We start from the raw sequence: 18,653 nt of genomic DNA, 5'->3' as shown, positions 1-18,653 counted from the left end.
TAGCGACGTGACTCACGCAGCGACTCGACCCCGCCCCGACACCAACTCCGCCATCGCCGTCGCCGTCGCCTCGTCGGTGTCACGGCACTTCGGTGATGTGACCGCCCTCCACGAGATCGACTTATCCATCGGTAGGGGCGAATTCGTCTCCGTCGTCGGGCCCAGTGGCTGCGGCAAGTCCACCCTGCTTGAGGTGTTCGCCGGACTACAGGATCACGACGGCGGCACCGTCCACGTCGACGGCCAACCGCTGACCGGCCCTCGATCCAAGACTGCGGTCATCTTCCAGGAATCGGCCACACTGCCCTGGCGGACCGTCCGCGACAACGTCGCGTTCGCTCTCGAAGTCCGAGGTGTCGGCAAGAAAGAGAGGCGCGCCCGCGCCGACGAGCTGCTGAACACAGTGGGGCTGAGCAAGTTCGGCGACCACTACCCCACCCAGTTGTCCGGCGGTATGCGTCAGCGTGTGGCGATTGCGCGCTGCCTGTCCATGGAGCCCGACCTCATTCTCGCGGACGAGCCGTTCGGAGCGCTCGACGAACAGACGCGACTGGTGATGTCCTACGAGCTACTCAAGATCGTCGAGAAGCTCACGTGTGGAGTTTTGTTCATCACCCACAGCATTCAGGAAGCTGTTCTGCTGTCCGATCGCGTATTGGTGATGAGCGCGCGACCCGGTCGGTTCATCGACGAGATGGACATCGACCTGCCTCGTCCGCGCTCCGAGGACGTCCTCGCAAGCCCAGCGGCTACTGCTCTGCACGAACGCATTTGGTCGAGTCTACGCGACGAGGCCAAGAAGACGATGAGCATCGAGCCATGAGTTCGCCGACGCGCGAGAGCAACCGCGCCTCCGTGGTCCCCGGATATATCCGGCCCGCCCCCTCCACCCAACTCGGTCTCCCCGCATGGGGCTGGACCGTACTCATCCTGGTCGCGGCACTGGTGGCCATCGACATCTCGGCACGGTTCTTCGCCTCACCGCTGGACATCGTTCCGGTGACCGACATGATCTCGACGTCGCTGAGTCTGCTGACCGACCCTGACTTTCTGATCGACGAGCTGGGCCGAACGCTGGGCATCATCGTTCTGGCGTTCGTGCTCAGTTCCGTACTCGGTGTCGCCGCCGCCTACGTCCTGTGGCGGTACGAGCTGTGGGACAGAGCGTTTCAGCCCTACCTCAACGTGTACTACGCCGTCCCGACGTTCGCGCTCTACCCCATCATGGTGGTGCTATTCGGCGCTGGAGTCGCTCCGATCGCCATCCTGTCGACCATCTTCGCGTTCGGTGTGGTCGCGCTGAACGCACGCACAGGCTTCAACGCGGTGTCGCCGATCGTCACCAAGCTCGGCACAACGCTGATGTTGACGCGGTGGCAGTACTTCCGATCGGTGCTTCTTCCGTATGCGTTACCGAGCATCGTGACCGGACTCAAGCTCGGGCTCTCGTACGCCGTCATCTCGGTGTTGGCCAGTGAGTTCATCTTGTCGACGCAAGGGCTCGGCCACTTCATCTCCATTGCCTACGACGGGTTCGACATCCCCGACATGTACGCCGGGATCCTCATCGTGGCGCTGATCGCTCTGCTTTCGACCTCGCTGATCTCTCTCGCGCTCAACCGATTCGATTGGAGGCGCCGCTGATGAGCAGCACCTTGGACAGAGTAGCCACCACCCCGACCGCTCCCGCAAAGGTGACCTCGTCCGCGGGCCGCACCAACGCCCGACGGTTCCTCCCTCCTCTGGTAGTAGCCGTCCTGGCAGTCTTGATCTGGTGGGTCGCGGCCGTTCTCGTCGACAGTCTCATCTTCCCGACGCCTGCCGAGGCCATGGCCTCGCTCGTCGAGGACCTGGGCAAGGCAGACTTCCGCGCCAATGTCGGGGACTCGCTGCGCATCCTTGTGCTCGCGTTTCTGGCCAGCACCGTAGTCGGTTCGCTGCTCGGACTGACTCTGGGACTGAGTCCGTTCTGGACCCGAACCATCGCCCCGATCGTCTACTCGATCAACAGCATCCCGAAGATCGTGCTGTACCCGATCTTCCTGTCGTTCCTGGGCATCGGCGCATTGAGCCGGTTCGGGTTCTCGTTCTACGCCGCCTTCATCCCGATGTTCCTCGTCGCGGTCGAGGCCACGGCATCGGTGCAACGAATCCATCTGAAGATGGCGGCGTCACTGCAGGTGAGCTGGCCCCGCTTGATCCGCCAGATCGTCATCCCCGCCGTGCTCCCGGCATTGGCGACGGGTATGCGCATGACCTTCGGCTTGGCGTTCCTGGGACTGCTGCTCGCCGAGATGTTCTCGTCGTCCAGCGGTATCGGATACGAACTTTTGCGCAACGTCAGCCTCGTGCGGATGGAGAACATCATGGGCACGGTTGTGCTGATCCTGGTGATGGCATTGCCGCCGACGATCGCCCTGCAGTGGTTGGAAAGTCGCATTACCTCGAAGTACGGCGGTCGGTAACCGCAAGAGATCGGCGCACGCCGAAAAGCCTGCGGTCCGTCACTCGAACGCAGTCCCGACGGCCGACCGGACCAATGCCGATACCTCTGGCGATCGGACTCCGGACGGCCACGCGATGACCGTCGTGATCATCGGCGCATCGGCCACAGGTACGGCCACATGCTCGGGCCACTGCCACGCGCGACTCGATGCTGGGATCACCAGCAGTGCCTGACCCAGCGCGACCAGTTGGGCGATCTGCGATTGAGCGCGCACCTCGGGCCCGGGCCCCTTCGGATAGGTACCGTCGAGCTGTGGCCATCGGGCCATCGGTAGATCGGGGACGTCGCGGATATCGTCCATACTCAGTTCGTCTTTCGACGCCAAGGGGTGATCACGCGGAACGATCGCGACCTGCCCCTCGGTGAGGAGGTCCTCGGAGTCGAGCCCGACGAGGTCGTCGACGGGGCGATGCATCAACGCCACGTCGGCGTCACCGCGGCGGAGATATTCGGCCTGCTCACCGACTTCACACAACATGACATCCACGTCAGCGGGGTGCGCTTCGAGAACGCGCCGTAGGAGCTCGTGGGACGCACCGGCTTTGGTCACCAGCTTGACTCTGGCACCGGCGGCTCGTGCTCGCTGCGCTGCCGCAGCAACAGCGTCGAGCGCCGTTAAAGCGTCCCTCAGAAGCACGGCACCGGCAGCAGTGAGTGCGACTCCGCGACGATTCCGATCCAGGAGGACGACGCCGAGTCGGCGCTCCATCCTGCTGATCGCTCGCGAGAGTGGTGGCTGGGCGATCCCCAGGCGTTGCGCTGCGCGTCCGAAGTGCAGCTCCTCGGCAACGGCGACGAAGTACCGGAGTTCGCGTGTTTCGAGATCGTCCACTACGACAGCGTAGCTGTGATACCCGTCGAGTATCACTGGTTGGTCGATCGGTATTGGACGCACTTGCTCTCGACGCCGACGATGGATCGCATGACGACAAAGACCGCGCTGATCACCGGTGCCAACAAAGGGATCGGCTTTGCTATCGCACACGGACTCGGAATGCAGGGAATCAGAGTGGGAATCGGGGCCCGCAACGATGCACGACGACAGGACGCGGTCGACAAGCTTCGTGCTGCGGGCATCGACGCCTTCGGAGTCCCCCTCGATGTCACCTCCGACCACAGCGTTGCTGCCGCTGCCGGCTCGATCGACGACCTGGACATACTGGTGAACAACGCAAGCATTTCCGGCGGCGACCAACAGAATCCGACGACGCTGGATATCGACGTATTGCGGACTACATTTGACACCAACGTATTCGGGGTCATCAGAGTGACGAACGCATTGCTTCCGACGCTTCTTCGGTCTGCCTCGCCACGCATTGTCAATGTCTCGAGCAACATGGGCTCGCTCGCGCTACAGACCGGCCCGATAATGGCGGCATATGCTCCATCCAAGACCATGGTGAACGCGATGACCGTGCAGTACGCACGGCAGCTCGCATACACTGCGGTGATGGTGAATGCATGCTGCCCGGGCTATGTAGCAACGGATTTCACTGGATTCGCATCCACACGCACGCCGGAGGAGGGTGCGCAGATCGCACTGAAGCTCGCCACCCTGCCCGACGATGGCCCGAGGGGCGGATTCTTCGACGACGCCGGATCGGTGGCCTGGTGAGACTCTCGGTGCCGATCTGACCACCGCCGACGGTATCCAGGAGGGACACAGTAGAGCGCCCCTCCTACTCCCCTCGCGCTCTTCTGCGATCTTCCGGGGTGAAGGCCGATGCCGTATCGACCCCTGCCGATCGCTTCCGATGCTGGTAGTCCGCCACCGAATCGAAAGCTGCCGTCACGCCGACCGATGTCGAGACGTACGTCATCGACTTGTCACGCTGATAGCCCAGATCGGCACCCATCTCGACGGCATCGATGTTCGATCCAAAGGAACACGAAGTCCCAGCTGTACTCGGACTCCTGCCGCTAAATATGCTTCCGCACAGCAGAATTGGTCCACTCCCGCTACTCGAGCCAGAATCGCTGCTCGAAGCCACTGCGCTCCACTCGTTTGTCCGCAGCCAGGTTGTCGAGATCCGCGTCGGTCAAGCCCAAATGTGCGGCCAGTGCGCGCACGACCTCGATGACGTCGGCCAACTCCTCCGGCCTGACTTCCGGTGTTGCGTAACGAAACTCGCGCGCTTCTTCAAACAATTTGTCAATCAGCGCGTTTCCATAATCCTCAGCCTTTAGGGTTCGATATTTCGGGACGCGACCCAAGGCTTCGATGATCGACGGAATCAGATCACGAACAAGTTTTTCCATGCTCAGTAGTGTGCAGGTATGTCGATTCCCTCGCCCGCTGATCCGCTGACACTCGGGCAGCACCTGGTCAGCGTTCTCGACTCCGGCGTACGTGTCGCCACCTACAAGCTGGCCGTCCTGGTCGCGCTACTCGAGTTCTCGGTCGAGAACGTTCCCGAGGATCACGGTTCCGCGGTCGATGTCGATCTCGACGACTTAGCCGAGCGCGTTGTAAGTCTCTACTGGCCTTAGGTCCGTGACTTCGCCGGTCATTATCTCCGCCAGTCGACGCAGGCGAGAGCAACGATTCCCGACACTGTCCGCGAGTTTGCTCGTGCGACGGCAACTGCCGGCCGTGAAACGCCGTTGGACATCGCGGCCCGGAGAAACCCTGGCCTGTTCCGCGAGATGATCAAGAAGGTGAAGCTTGTTCTCGTGCAACAGCCGCTGCATCGCCCGCAACGAGTTCCGGGCGGGTACGCGGGCGAGTCATTTCTGTACGACGACAGTTGGATGAGCGCCAAGATGGGCACGAACACCGTCATGGCCCATGGCAACCGGATCACGCTGTACCCCGGAGTGTGTTTTGCTCTGGCGCGATTGTCCTCGTTGCTCAAGCCCGCGTTGACGCTTGCATGGGTCGACGATGTCCGGCGAAAGAACACCTTCCTCGACGACGACGTGCCAGATCTCGAAGGCCATCTGTTCGGCAACAGCCGAATCGCATTGATCCGTCCCAGAGCCGCGTTGATCGAAGCCTTCGGTCCGACGTGCTTCTATTGTTCGATGCGCGTGGGGCCGGACGCCCATGTCGATCACGTGCTCCCGTGGTCGAGGGTGGGGATCGACGGTCTCGCGAACTTGGTGTTGGCATGCCCATCGTGCAACACGAGCAAGTCTCAACTGCTGCCCGCGCGATCACACGTCTTATGTGCGCTCGACCGCGGCCGCGACCCCATCACCGAATTGGCGGCAAGCATCGACTGGCCGGTGCAATTCGATCGAGTGGTCACATCAGCACGGGGACTGTATGCCAGCCAACCCGAGGGCTGCCCAATCTGGTTGGGCCGAAACAAGATCACAGCTTTACAAGTCGATTTCGCATGGCTGCAGGGATACCGCATCAACCTATCGGACGTCGCCGAAAGCCACCAATAGTCTCCATGCCGACTCACCACGTCATCCATCTCAACCAGTACGTCTCAATGCCGCAGCAAAGGCGAACAACGGTCCGCCCCGGTTCCACGTGTCGACCGCGGTAGAGTAAGATCACTATGACGCTGAACTTTGAGTCTGTGCTTGCTATTTTCGTGGGCATATCTGGGATCTGGTGGAACCACCGGAGCAGGGTACAGGGCCAATTCGACCGTACACAGAGTTTGCTTGCCGAGGCTCATTCTGACCGTCTAGCATTAATTCGTCACAACTTCGGAAGCATGCTAGAAGGAGTCGGCCAAGATAGTACGGTGTTCGAGGGTCACCTGAGCGAAGAAGATACGAGAGATCTGTTTGCCATGTTGTGGTTCTTTCAGCGAACCTGGGCAGTTTATCGCAGCTTTGATGGTTCGTTCAATCGTTCAATCAACTATCTATTCGACCGTCCGTCAATGCTGAGTAATACTCTCTTAGCTCGATTCTTTCCCCGGAAGACTCAGACGCAGCGCTACCTCCTGGACTCGCTTTGCCCTGAGATAGATGTATGGACGCAATACCTAGCGCTACTCGCGAGTAGAGCATATGGGCCCAACGGGAACCGATTGAATTTCAGCAAATCCAGGTTGGGTCTCCAAAATCTGAGTAAATTAATCTGAGCGTTGCCGCTCTTGATCTGACGGAAGGCGAGCCGCGAAACTCGTATCTTGTGGAGTGCGCACAAACTAAACATGGCTAACGTTAGCCTCAAGCTTTCATTCTGAGTGGTCCAGGCGCTCTATAGCTTCATCTCCTCAGCATTCGGCAAACTGTCGCTCTCCGAAGGTCCCTCTGAAAACGCTACGTCCAAGGACTGGCTGATACGGTCTGGGGCCAAATCCCGTCAGACGTCTTCAAGCCTTGCTTGCTGAATAGCCCAGCTGCAGGCCGCGCCGGACCGGTACCGCACACCTGCGGTCCTTGAGGTCTCACGCGCATCTTAATAACTCAGATCGCGGACTCTCGCTGGCTAAGCATCGCAAGACAGTACGGCAGAAAGCTTGTCGCCGCTGAGGGAAGCTCAGAGACCCAGCAGCAATCCTAGGCCACGTGTGCAGGGCGAATTCGGCTTGCCGCATGTGTAAAAGCATGCTGGAACACTCACGAGGGATGGGCTTGGCACGCGGCGCGCTCTTCTGTGTACAGATTGAACCCTGACGCCGCTGCAACGCTTCGGCTGTTGTGTTCGATAACGTGACAGATGGGACCGCACGGTCGGGTGAACGGTTCCGTCGCTACGACGGAGTAGGAGTGGTGTGAAAGACGGACGATGGATCGAGGTGTCACCCTCACAGTTCAAACATGAGCAGGAGGGGCTCGAGACGGTTAAGACGCTCCTACCCGACGCAACGCCCTTCCGAGCGTGGTCGAACTTCGAGTTCCGTGACAAGTCTGGCCGATGGCATGAGGTCGACCTGCTGGTGTTGGCCCGAGACACTCTCTACCTCGTCGAACTCAAGCACTACCGGGGGACGATCAAGGGCAACGACCATATGTGGTCACGCGATGGTCGTAGGTCAGAAGACTCCCCACTCCTCCTGGCTCGCCGAAAAGCACAACGCTTCGCGTCACTCTTGCGGGACACGCTCAGCGAGCGGGCTGGCTCGGTACCCCGTGGTGCTCTTCCATTCGTTCAAGAGCTCGTCTACCTGCACCACCCGGACACACGATGCGCTTTGCCTGAGCACTCGAAAATCAACCTGTACGGGCGGGACGGCGACGAGCAGTCCAGTGGGCTCCCCGGCTTGTCTCAACGCCTCCTTGCCCCCGCCACGCGCGCGCCGGTAAGTGAAGAGGGCGGTCTCCTCATTGCTGAGCTGATGAAGGTGATCGGCCTTGCGCCTCGACGCCAGCGAGAGGTTGGTTCGTGGATCATCGACGAGACCCCCCTAGCGGATGGCGAAGGCTGGCAAGACTGGCCTGCCTTCCACCACGTCGACACAGAACGCCACGTGCGAATCCGTTTCTACGTGCCGCGGCCGGGTGCGTCTGCCGCCGATGAATACGCACGCAAGCGTGCCGTCGAGCACGAGTTCAGGTTGCTCGCGCGTCTGAAGCACGAAGGTCTTCAAGTTCCCACCGATCTGGTGAGCGACGCTGAACTAGGTGTCGGCCTGGTTTTTCCTTCGTCGCAGGATGAGGTTCCGCTCGATTTGTGGCTGGCCGACCGTCGCGGATTGCTGACGATGGAACAACAGCTCGACCTGGTCGCGCAGCTAGCAGAAATTGTTCAGTACGCACATCGAAACCGAGTCGTGCATCGGTCGCTGAATCCAAGAGCCGTCTCGATCAGGCAGCGAGGGAGCCGATCTTCCGTCCAGATTCTGGACTGGGACACAGCAGGTGTCTTACCCGCCAACGCGGACACCGGCGTCACTCGATTGTCGGAGGGCCCCTTGAGCCTGATGGCAGGGACGCTCAACGAATCCGCTCGCACGTTCGCGGCACCGGAGGGTATGCGTCCCGCCGATCCCGCGCGTCTCGACGTTTTCGGCCTCGGCGCGCTAGCTTTCTTCATCTTCACTGACGGTATTGCCCCTGCATCCGAGCTCGGTGGTCTGCACGACCGCCTCCGTAGGGACGGCGGACTCGACCTCGCCGCAGAGCTGCCACAGGTTCCAACACCTCTTCGGCAATTCGTCCTACAGGCGACAAACGGCAGCCCCGCAAGCAGGACAGACAGCGTCGCAAAGTTCACCGACGAACTCGTCACAGTCCGCGAGGATCTCCTCGGGCGCGACGAGGGCACGGACCCACTGACCGCAACTCCCGGAACTGAGCTTGCAAATGGACGCTTCGTAGTAAAGCGCAGACTCGGATCGGGCTCGACTGCGGTTGGCCTCCTGGTCGACGACAAGCAGGTCGGTGCCGAGCGAGTTTTGAAGGTTGCGCTCAATTCGGATGCATCGGAACGAATCCGGGCGGAGGCCCAGGTTCTCGGCAAGTTGGAGAACGAGGAGCGCGTCGTCACACTGCACGGCGTCGAACAAATCGGTGGCCATACCGCTCTGATTTTGAAATTTGCCGGCCGCACAACTCTGGCCGAGCAGATGGCGTCCAGGTCCGGTGGTCTTTCACTGGACCAGCTCGAGCATTGGGGGGCAGACCTTCTCGCTGCTGTGGTCGGATTGGAGCGGTCTGGCGTGATGCACCGCGACATAAAGCCCTCGAACCTCGGAGTTTGGCAACCAACGGCAACATCGGACACCCATCTAGTGATGTACGACTTTTCGATGGCAGGAGTCGACGTCAAAAATATCGAGGCGGGGTCTCCCCCGTATCTCGACCCATTCCTGGGAACGGAGAATCGTAAGCAGTACGACACCGCAGCCGAACGCTATGGCGCTGGCGTAGTTCTGTACGAGATGGCGACCGGTTCGACGCCTCAATATGGCATGGATCCGAATGCTCACCCCGCCGCCATCCCTGACGACATTCACGTCGCCACCGAGCTGCTCGACCCAGCGATTCGGCTGGAGTTGACTGCCTTTTTTCAGTCCGCGCTGGCCCGCGCACTGCAGAGTCGGCCAGACACCGCAGAGGACATGCTGCGCCAATGGCGTGAAATATTCACGACGATTGGGATCGCCGGAAAGGTCGACGCCGATTCTCTTGCAGCAGACGCCGACGAAGAAACATTGCTCAGCAACGCCGGGTTGACTGCCCGTGCTGCTTCCGCACTTTCTACGGTCCAAGTCACGACAGTTGGCGAACTACTCGCCTTGGATGTCACGCCACTTAATCGTCTCGTCGCCAAAGAGTCGCGTGAGACTCGCCGAGAGATCAAAGACCGCTACCGAGAATGGAACAAGCGGCTCGGCAAGAAGCGCGATCGCAGCCGGGACGGGTTGATGGGTCTGGACGAGGCGGTGGGAGTTCTTCTTTCGGCAGTAACGAGCACGCGGGGCTCCGCTACCCGTCGTCAGGCTGCCGAGGCCATCCTCGGCGTCGACCCGGCGCTGGACGAATTTGCTTCAGTGACGGAGCTCGCGACCCATCTGAAGAAAGCTACTCAGCGGGGCCTGCAATTGATCAAAGAACTCCAGGCAGACTGGGCCAACGATCCACAGGCTCGCGCTCTGTTGGACGCCCTGCTAACAAGTACCAAACAGATCCTGGACGACTCGGGCGGCGTTGCAGCGGTGACGACACTTCGGGAGGAAGTCCGGGCCAAACTTCCGGCGTCCGATGCGCCAACCAGCGACCTGACGGCGCATACGCGTGCAAACCGGCTCGCCGGTGGGCTATTGCGTGTTGCGTTGGACAGGTTGAGTGAGTGGGAAGCTGCATCGGGGACGAAAGAATTGGTTCGTCGGCGGCACGGACGGCGCCTTGTCTTGATAGCCACAGACGAGATGTTGTTGGCCGGCGCAGAGTCCGCAGCTCGACGAGCCGACGAATTGGTAGCTGCAGATTCCAATGCAGTAATTCGTTCTCCTGCTGCTGAGCAAGCGTTGCGAACTGCATTCGTGTACGGGTACCGGTCTGCAAGCGACACCGACTTCGCGATGGTTCCCGTTCCGCCGGGCCACCGACTGATTCGACTGTCTGCAGCGGGCTCAACACGAGCTGGAGTGACGGGTAGAGGCGAGCTCTATAATTTGGCGATTGCACCTTCCACATCTCTCAGTGTTGCCCTTTCCGGTATCGCTCAATCAGAAACATTGTCGCCGAGCCAGATTCAAAGCCGCGTCGCAGCTCGGTTCCCAGCTATCGATAAGCTGCCTCACCGACCGCGACTCGACAACATCATCGAAAAAAGTCAAATCGGTCTCTTATTCGATGGGGATTCCTACCGGTTCCAAGACAGTAAGCCGCCGAGCTCCACAACGATGCATACCCGTGCCGATACATTCTTAGGCCCCACTGCTGAAACCGACGGAGTGGACGCCCAGGCCGGACGCGACGCTGCCGCAGAAGTCCTGCAGCGGTCCATCGATGAACGAGGCTTCCTAGTCATCGGAGTTTCGATACCGGCGACCCGCCCTTCGGCGCATCTCGATGCCGCAGATACTCTCGCGGATACCTACGGCGGAGAGATTTTCGACATAACAGGCCAATTGATCGACGCCATGGCCACCACCGCTTCAAACAAAGGAATTTCGTGGGAATTAGTGCGCGCCTCGGATGCTGTTGATGCATCTCCGACAAATGCCAAAGGGCTACGTCAACTCCTAGCTCTGACACTTCCGGGTGTCATTGACCGTGTCCGCGAAGCGTCGTTCAGCAACAAGAAGACGGACAAGCCACTGGTGCTCGTCGAACCGGCCGCACTCGCTCGTTTCGAGGCGCTCGACTTGATACCGACGCTGAGCGATCTGTCCGCTTCGCGCGCCCGTGCGGTGTGGTTGGTCTTGCCGCAAACCAGGGGTCAGCGCGGTTTAATACTGGACAAAAACCCACTCCAATTGAGTTCGCCTGGTGGGCAATTCGTCGCCTGGGACTCGACATGGAGTACCGCTGATACAACACAGGGAGCGTCGTAATGGTTTGGGATTCGTCGGTTTTGGTGTCTGCGTTGAAGAAGCAGGTCCTCGTTCTTGAGGCTGATTTGCGGGCCCGTGTCGACGGAGACGACGTCAGCATTCGCCAGGACGGCGTGAACGATGCGTGGCGTTCCGAATACGACGCCCTGCTCAAAGCCGAACGCACCGGAATCTCCTGGATGGAATGGCGCAACGACCGCATCACCCAAGCCGCCGTCTCCTGGGTGCTGCTCACCGTCTTCGCCCGCTACTGCGAAGACAACCACCTCGTCACCCCACGCTGGATCAGCGGCAGCACCGACGACGAACGCGGCCACGCCCTCGACGCCCGCACCGCCTACTTCCGCACCAACCCCGAACACACCGACCGCGACTGGCTCACCACCATCGCCGACCACTTCACCACCTACCCCGCCACCGCAGGCCTCGTCGACCCCTACACACCCATGTGGCAAGTCGCACCCTCCGGCGACGCCGCCCGCACACTCCTCGAATTCTGGTGGGACCGCGACGACACCGGCCGACCCCGCTGGAGCTTCACCGGCGTCGACACCCGCTTCCTCGGCGACGTCTACCAAGACCTCTCCGACCACGCCAAGAAAACCTACGCCCTCCTGCAAACCCCCGAATTCGTCGAAGAATTCATCCTCGACCGCACACTCGAACCCGCCCTGAACGACCGGCCACTCGACGGCTTCACCATGATCGACCCCACCTGCGGATCCGGACACTTCCTCCTCGGCGCGTTCCACCGACTCCACACCCGCTGGCAACACCACGCCCCCGCACTGGGCCAACGCGAACTCGTACAGAAAGCACTCGACGCCGTCCATGGCGTCGACATCAACCCTTTCGCCGTCGCCATCGCCCGATTCCGACTCCTCATCGCCGCCCTCCACGCCGCCGGCGACACCAACCTCGAACAACCGATCGGCTACACCACCCACCTCGCCGCCGGCGACAGCCTCCTCTGGGGCGCACCCCAACAACTTCTTCCTACAGGCATCCTGGCTGCCGAACGAGGCAGAACCGTAACCACTGGCGAAGATTCGAAGGCACTCACCGAGATACTGCAACGCGAACACGACACCGTCGTCGGAAACCCCCCCTACATCAATGTCGAGGATCCGGCCCTCAACAACCGATATCGGAGCTTGTATTCCACGCCATTCCGAACCTACGCACTCACCATTCCCTTCATGGAACTATTCTTTCGCCTTGCACGTGACGGACGTGACAGGCGAGTTCCATCTGGGTGGGTCGGACAAATCACCTCCAACTCATTCATGAAGCGTAGTTTCGGAGTGAAACTGATTGAGAACTTTCTGCCTACGGTTGATCTGCGGGAAATCCTGGATACATCTGGCGCGTACATTCCCGGCCACAGCACTCCCACAGCAATCATAATTGGGCGCAACAATAGCCCCCAATCAAACGACATCTGGACCATCGCAGGTGTTCGCGGCGAAGATTCCCGACCGAAAGCACCTCAAGACGGCCACGTATGGCGTGAAATCGTTAGGACGGTGCCCGGCCGCACAGCCTCTGGCCAGTACACAAGCTCAGGCGTTATCAGTCGCCGGGTACTGGCGAGACATCCATGGGCATTTGGCCTCGGAAAAACTGCGTCGGCCGTTGCGATCTTGGAACAACAAAATACAAGGAGATTGATTGATGTTATAGACAAATCCATCGGACGTGCCGTCCGCATCGGCGCAGACGACGCTTTTCTGCGTCACAGGAATACTCAAAGAGGTTCTTTCTACTCAGAGCCGATCTTGAGAGGTGAAGACGTTCGTGATTGGCACGCTGAACCATCGTCGCGGGGATATTTTCCCTACATATGGGGAACTACCAAATTGCGTGATCCAGTCGCGCCTGACGAACTTTGGCCTCTGCGAACGAGCTTGGCGGATCGGAGAACATTCGTAGGCAACATGGCAGATGCTGGACGCCAGTGGTGGGAGTATATGCAGCATACCGCGTCAGCCTACGAGACCGAACTCTCAATTACATTCTCGAACCTAGCAACAGCTAATCATTTCTGCTTAATTGAGAGTAAGTACGTATTTACATCGCATTCACCGATAATCAAACTCAAGAGTGCTGCCACACAAATGGACTATATCCGACTTTTAGGTGTCCTCAACTCGTCGGTTGTCTGTTTTTGGCTGAAGCAGAAAAGTCACTCAAGGGCCAACGCCACCGCTGCCAGTGGTATAGCAGATCAGCCCTGGTCGTTTAACTGGGAATTCACCGGCGCGACTTTGCGCGGTCTACCGCTACCCACGAAGTTAACGACGGGGCCGTCAGTGCGACTCAACAATTTAGCTAAGCGTTTTGCCGCTGCATCTCCGAGACCGCCCTCCAAGACCGGCATACCTCTACCGACTGCCTTCGAGACTGCCAAAGCCGAGGCAGACGGGCTGCGCGGGTTAATGGTTGCTGAGCAGGAGGAGCTCGATTGGGAGTATTACCGCATCTACTCTCTGATCGAGGAAGACCTCACCTACGCCGGTGACGTGCCTCCGATCGCTCTGGGTGAGCGTGCCTTCGAGATCTCACTCGCGCGGCGGGTTGCGGACGGTACCGAGGGAACTCAGTGGTTCACCCGGCACCGCTCGACACCGATCACCGAGATTCCCGCGCATCTGCCGGAGGACTACCAAGCCCTCTTGCAGCGACGGCTCGGCATAATCGCAACGAATCCGCACATCGAGTTGCTCGAACGCCCCGAATACAAACGCCGCTGGGCCACCGAACCCTGGGACAAGCAAGTCCTTGCAGCGCAACGGACCTGGCTACTCGACCGCCTCGAACACCGTGACCTCTGGTTCGACCGTGACGGACGCCCCACACCGAAATCGGTCGCGCAACTCGCCGACCTCACGGACCACGACCCCGCCTACCGCGCAGTCCTCGCCGCCTGGGCCGGCAACCCCGACATCACTACCACCAGTGCCCTCACCACACTTCTCGACGATGAACACGTCCCCTACCTCGCCGCCTACCGATACCAAACACCCGCGGGCCTAGACAAACGACAGTCCTGGGAACACACCTGGGACCTCCAACGCCGCGAAGACGCCGGCGACACCCTTGACGCACCCATCCCGGTTCCCCCGAAGTACAAGCCCGCGGACTTCCGCAAAACCTCCTACTGGAGTCACCGCGGCAAACTCGACGTCCCCAAAGAACGCTTCATCTCCTACCCCGACGCCGGACGCGACACGGACCCCACCCTCCTCCTTGGCTGGGCCGGCTGGGACCACGGCGAACAAGCACTTGCCCTCGCCACCCTCACCACCGAACGCGCCGAAGACGGCTTCACCACCGAACAACTCACCCCCCTCATCGCCGGCCTCCACGAACTCGCCCCCTGGGTCCGCCAATGGCACAGCACCATCGACCCCGACTATGGACAATCCCTTGCCGACACCATCGACGAAGAACTCCACACCCACCTCACCACCCACCACCTCACCAGCACCGACCTCACCACCTGGCAACCCGCACCTGCCACCCGCGGACGCCGAACCAAGAAAGCAACCACCTAATGGCTCAGCTACTCAAGGACCTCATCGATATCCCCGAGCGGGTCGGCAGCGACGACTATGTCTTGCGGCTCACATCGAGCACTGACGACGATGCGCACCTGCGGTCCACCCTGAATGACTATGTGCTCACGGACTCGCTGACTGGTAACTTCCTCTCCGCAATCGACCTGGTGGCTGACGCGGTGCGAAGAAACAACTCGCGCGCGTCCTATCTGACCGGATCATTCGGTTCGGGCAAGAGCCACTTCATGGCGGTGCTGTACGCGTTGCTGGGTGACCACCCAGCCGTCAGGGTCGAGCAATTTCGTGGGCTGACGGGGCGATACGACGCTGAGCTTTCTGCAACTCGCCTACTTCGTCTCACCTATCACCTGCTCGGATCCAAGAGTATGGAGGAAGCCATCTTCAAGGGCTACCTGGAACAGGTACGCCGGCTACATCCTGAGGCGCGGCTACCCGCAGTCCACGTGTCCGACACACTTCTGGAGGACGCCGACAAACTTCGCACCCGACTCGGCGACGAGCAGTTCTTCGCCGGCCTCGGATCCGCTGATGCTGCCGACGACGGGTGGGGTGATCTGGCTGAATCAACTTGGACGAGTGAGCAGTACGCCGCGGCTCGACACGCGAGCCCAGAAGACATGGAGCGTCAAAAGCTCGTGTCTGCCCTAGTCAGCACATACTTCTCGTCGTTCACCGAAAACGCCGAGTACGTCGGACTCGACCGCGGATTGGTCGCTATAACTGACCACGCAAAGTCGCTCGGGTATGGCGGTGTAGTCCTGTTTCTTGATGAATTGGTGCTGTGGCTGGCATTCGCGGTGCGGGACAACGAATTTTTCGCGCGCGAATCACAGAAAATTACGAAACTCGTCGAGTCATCTGGCACTCGTCGTGCAATACCCCTGATCTCGTTCATCTCTCGTCAGATGGACTTGCGCAAATGGTTCGCAGACGCGGGGGCCTCAGGAGCGGAACAGGACGCACTCGATCGGGCTTTCCACTATCAGCAAGGTCGTTTCGCCGAGATCGAATTGGGCGACGACAACCTTGCAGAGGTTGCGCACGCGCGTCTGCTTCGTCCCAAGGACCCCTTCGCCAAGCAGGCTATCGACGAAGCTTTCGCGGACGTCACGCGCAAGCCTGACGTCTGGGATGTGTTACGAGACAGCCTGAATACCTCAGACGAGCATCGCGGCGCATCAGAGAAGGAGTTTCGGCTCACCTACCCCTTCTCACCGGTGCTTGTGTCGACCCTTCGCAACCTGTCTTCAGTGATGCAGCGAGAGCGCACAGCACTCAAAGTCATGCAGCGAATGCTCGTCGACCGTCGAGAGACCTTAACGGTCGAAGATCTCATTCCCGTCGGCGATGCGTTCGAGTACGTCGTGGAGGGAAACACGCCGATCGACGCGCACGCACAGACCATGTTCAGGGCGGCGACCGATCTTTACACCACAAAGCTGCGGCCTTCCTTGCTACGCAAGCACGCTGTGACCGAGTCGCAGCTGATATCCGATCCAGACTCCGTTCCCGTTGGCTACCGGGGCCAAGACCGAGTTGCGAAGACTTTGCTGCTCGCCGCAGTGGCGCCGAAGGTGCCCGCACTCCGCGATATCGATTCCTCCAGGCTTGCCTCGCTCAACCACGGATCCATCAAGGCTCGGATGGCAGGCGGTGAGGCACGAACCGTTCTTGGTGTAGTCCGTGAGTGGCAGCGCGACATCCCAGAAATTAGTCTCGGCGAGGGAACGAACCCGGTCATCCGTGTACAGCTCGCGGACGTCGACTATCAGTCCGTGATCGAACGGATTGGGCGGCAAGACAACATGGGTGCCCGCCGTCAGCTTGTGCGTCGATTCGTACACACGGCTCTCGGAGTCACGTCGCAGAGTGACCTCGGCGGTGCTGCTACACGGAGCCTTATCTGGCGTGGGTCGAGGCGGGAAGTCGATATCGTCTTCGGGAACGTTCGAGACGCATCGTCGTTGCCCGAAGCGTCGTTCGACAGTCGTCCGGGAACGTGGCGCTTCGTTGTCGATTATCCGTTCGACGAAGACGGCTACACAAGCTCCGACGACGTCGCTAGAATCGATCGTTTGATGGGGAATGCCAAGCGCCACACCATTGTCTGGTTGCCGCGGTTTCTTTCCGAATCTGCGACCGAGGACCTGGCGTTGCTCGTCAAGCTGGACTGGTTGTTCACCGGTTCCGGAGACCGTTGGCGTGAGAACACTGACCACTTGTCCGCTAGCGATCAAGCACAGGCTCGCGGCATCTTGGAAAATTTGCACCGCGGAATGCAGGCTTCGTTTCAGCTGCTGTTGAACCAGGCGTACGGTATCGACCGCGCCGATCCGGCACACTTTGTCGACGAAGTTGCTCAATACGAAGCACTCTCGTCTCTCAGTCGGGATCTACGTCCCACTCTGCCTCCAGCTGCTAACTTGCTTGACGCACTCACCAAGATTGTCGACCAGGCGTATAGCACTATTTATCCACGGCACCCCGAGTTCGCCCCGGTGGACGAGGAAGTCACGACGAGGCAATTAGAGCTGGTACGGAACTACATAGAGTCAGCAGCGTCTCACCGCGAAGGTCGGGTTCCGACGGAACCCGGAGTCGACCGTAAAGCTTGCCAGCGGGTCGCTGGCGCTCTGTCGGTAGGCAAGGCAACCGAAGACCACTATCTATTCGGAGCAGAGACCTTCGCGTTCTGGGAGACGGAGCTCAACCGCGCAGCAGCGTCAGAACCCGTCACCGTTGGGGCCTTGCAGAAGCACATCGACAACTTGACCCCGGCCTGGGGCCTCAAGCCCGAGGTCCGCGACCTTGTTATTTTCGCGTGGTCACAATTGAAGAAGCGTGCCTGGGTCGAAGCCGGCACAGCAATACCCGCCCCGGCGCTGGGCAAGCTACGTCCAGCAATCGAATTGCGGGCTGAAACACTTCCTGATCAATCGGATTGGGATAGAGCACAGGCGCATGCCGCAAAACTGTTGGGCTACACGCTTGCTCGCAACTTTCTCACCGGAGCAAATGTTGCCGAGTTCGCGTCACAAGTTCGTTCCCTGGCAGGAGAAGGCATCGAGACGCTCACCACACTCAGCGGGCATCTCGCAACTGCGGAAGGAGCCCTCTCGCTTTCGTCCTCCACTCGGGCTCGCTCACAAGCCGTGCGGGAGATTGACGAATTGCTACGAGGACTGAGTCGAACCGCATCAAACATCGAACTCATCTCGAAGCTTGCCTCCGCGGACTTGTCGGTAGCTTTGGAAACTGGCGCTCAAATACGCACCGAATCTGATCGTGACGCTAAGTCGCTCGCACAGTTCCACTGGACGCTCGTCCCTCTCGTCATAGCTGGCGGGGAGGGCGATTCCAGCCGCGCAGAGCAGGCACGCACGATCTACCAGCTCTTGTCCGACGCCATCAGCACACCCGGCGGCGGGTTGGCACGCAAACTTAGTGACCTCGGAATTCGCATAGCGGAATGGGTCGCGGGTGGTGGGCCCGGGGAAAACCCGCCGCCTCCTCCCCCGGGTGGCGGAACTGCTGTAGTTCGATCGGAATCAGAACTGACCTCACTGCTGGACAAACTCAGGACTGCGGTGTCACAGGGATCGATCTCGGTTAGTTGGTCACCCCAGTGACAGCTGTTATCGCATCCCGCCC

The 18,653-nt window shown here is 60.1% G+C and carries 12 protein-coding genes; 9 read left to right on the top strand and 3 right to left on the bottom strand.

From position 1 onward, the window contains the following. The first annotated feature begins 7 nt into the window (after positions 1 to 7). Genes E4P29_RS16950 through E4P29_RS16940 form a run of 3 tightly spaced genes read left to right on the top strand, consistent with a single transcriptional unit; the run spans position 8 to position 2,465 of the window. Entirely contained in the window at positions 8 to 823 is an 816-nt protein-coding gene (locus E4P29_RS16950; protein WP_245154374.1) for an ABC transporter ATP-binding protein, read from the top strand. Further along, complete coding sequence (locus E4P29_RS16945) at positions 820 to 1,644, top strand: ABC transporter permease (protein ID WP_135046370.1); 825 nt, start codon at positions 820 to 822, stop codon at positions 1,642 to 1,644. Before E4P29_RS16950 ends, E4P29_RS16945 begins: the two co-directional genes overlap by 4 nt. Next, positions 1,644 to 2,465, top strand: coding sequence for an ABC transporter permease subunit (locus tag E4P29_RS16940; protein ID WP_135046369.1), 822 nt, complete (start codon positions 1,644 to 1,646; stop codon positions 2,463 to 2,465). The genes E4P29_RS16945 and E4P29_RS16940 overlap by 1 nt, the downstream gene beginning before the upstream one ends. Before the next feature lie 39 nt (positions 2,466 to 2,504). Here the strand turns inward: E4P29_RS16940 and E4P29_RS16935 are convergent, their stop codons facing one another. After that, positions 2,505 to 3,338, bottom strand: coding sequence for a LysR family transcriptional regulator (locus E4P29_RS16935; RefSeq protein WP_135046368.1), 834 nt, complete (start codon positions 3,336 to 3,338; stop codon positions 2,505 to 2,507). Positions 3,339 to 3,428: 90 nt separating this feature from the next. Between E4P29_RS16935 and E4P29_RS16930 the strand changes: the two genes are divergently transcribed. Further along, entirely contained in the window at positions 3,429 to 4,121 is a 693-nt protein-coding gene (locus E4P29_RS16930) for an SDR family oxidoreductase (RefSeq protein WP_209205444.1), read from the top strand. Positions 4,122 to 4,185: 64 nt separating this feature from the next. Here E4P29_RS16930 and E4P29_RS25960 read toward each other — a convergent pair whose 3' ends face one another. Next, positions 4,186 to 4,362 (bottom strand): hypothetical protein, encoded by a 177-nt coding sequence (locus E4P29_RS25960; RefSeq protein ID WP_167735520.1) that lies wholly within the window; start codon positions 4,360 to 4,362, stop codon positions 4,186 to 4,188. 103 nt (positions 4,363 to 4,465) lie between these two features. Further along, positions 4,466 to 4,765 carry a nucleoside triphosphate pyrophosphohydrolase gene (locus E4P29_RS16925; protein WP_135046367.1) on the bottom strand — a complete coding sequence of 100 codons (300 nt, stop codon included), beginning with the start codon at positions 4,763 to 4,765 and terminating at the stop codon, positions 4,466 to 4,468. Positions 4,766 to 4,783: 18 nt separating this feature from the next. Here E4P29_RS16925 and E4P29_RS26605 point away from each other — a divergent pair, with 18 nt between their 5' ends. The 5 genes from E4P29_RS26605 to E4P29_RS16905 all read left to right on the top strand — a co-directional run bounded on the left by E4P29_RS26605 (position 4,784) and on the right by E4P29_RS16905 (position 18,631). Continuing rightward, a complete protein-coding gene (locus E4P29_RS26605) occupies positions 4,784 to 4,996 on the top strand; it encodes a hypothetical protein (RefSeq protein WP_348539772.1) in 213 nt (70 codons plus the stop codon). 168 nt (positions 4,997 to 5,164) lie between these two features. Then, positions 5,165 to 5,902: an HNH endonuclease signature motif containing protein gene (locus E4P29_RS16920; RefSeq protein ID WP_348539771.1), complete on the top strand. Its 738-nt coding sequence runs from the start codon at positions 5,165 to 5,167 to the stop codon at positions 5,900 to 5,902. 1,289 nt (positions 5,903 to 7,191) lie between these two features. After that, positions 7,192 to 11,421, top strand: coding sequence for a BREX system serine/threonine kinase PglW (gene pglW, locus E4P29_RS16915; protein WP_135046366.1), 4,230 nt, complete (start codon positions 7,192 to 7,194; stop codon positions 11,419 to 11,421). 23 nt (positions 11,422 to 11,444) lie between these two features. Then, positions 11,445 to 14,978: a BREX-2 system adenine-specific DNA-methyltransferase PglX gene (pglX, locus tag E4P29_RS16910; RefSeq protein ID WP_245154381.1), complete on the top strand. Its 3,534-nt coding sequence runs from the start codon at positions 11,445 to 11,447 to the stop codon at positions 14,976 to 14,978. Continuing rightward, the gene (locus E4P29_RS16905) at positions 14,978 to 18,631 is read left to right on the top strand and encodes a phage resistance protein (RefSeq protein WP_135046364.1); all 3,654 of its coding nucleotides are present in this window, start codon (positions 14,978 to 14,980) and stop codon (positions 18,629 to 18,631) included. The genes pglX and E4P29_RS16905 overlap by 1 nt, the downstream gene beginning before the upstream one ends. Positions 18,632 to 18,653 lie beyond the last annotated feature (22 nt).

This window comes from Rhodococcus sp. 1R11, from assembly GCF_004563845.1.
In the GTDB taxonomy this organism is placed as follows: Bacteria; Actinomycetota; Actinomycetes; order Mycobacteriales; family Mycobacteriaceae; genus Rhodococcoides.
Note: the sequence above shows the minus strand (reverse complement) of the source record. Positions and strands in the feature narration are given on the sequence as shown.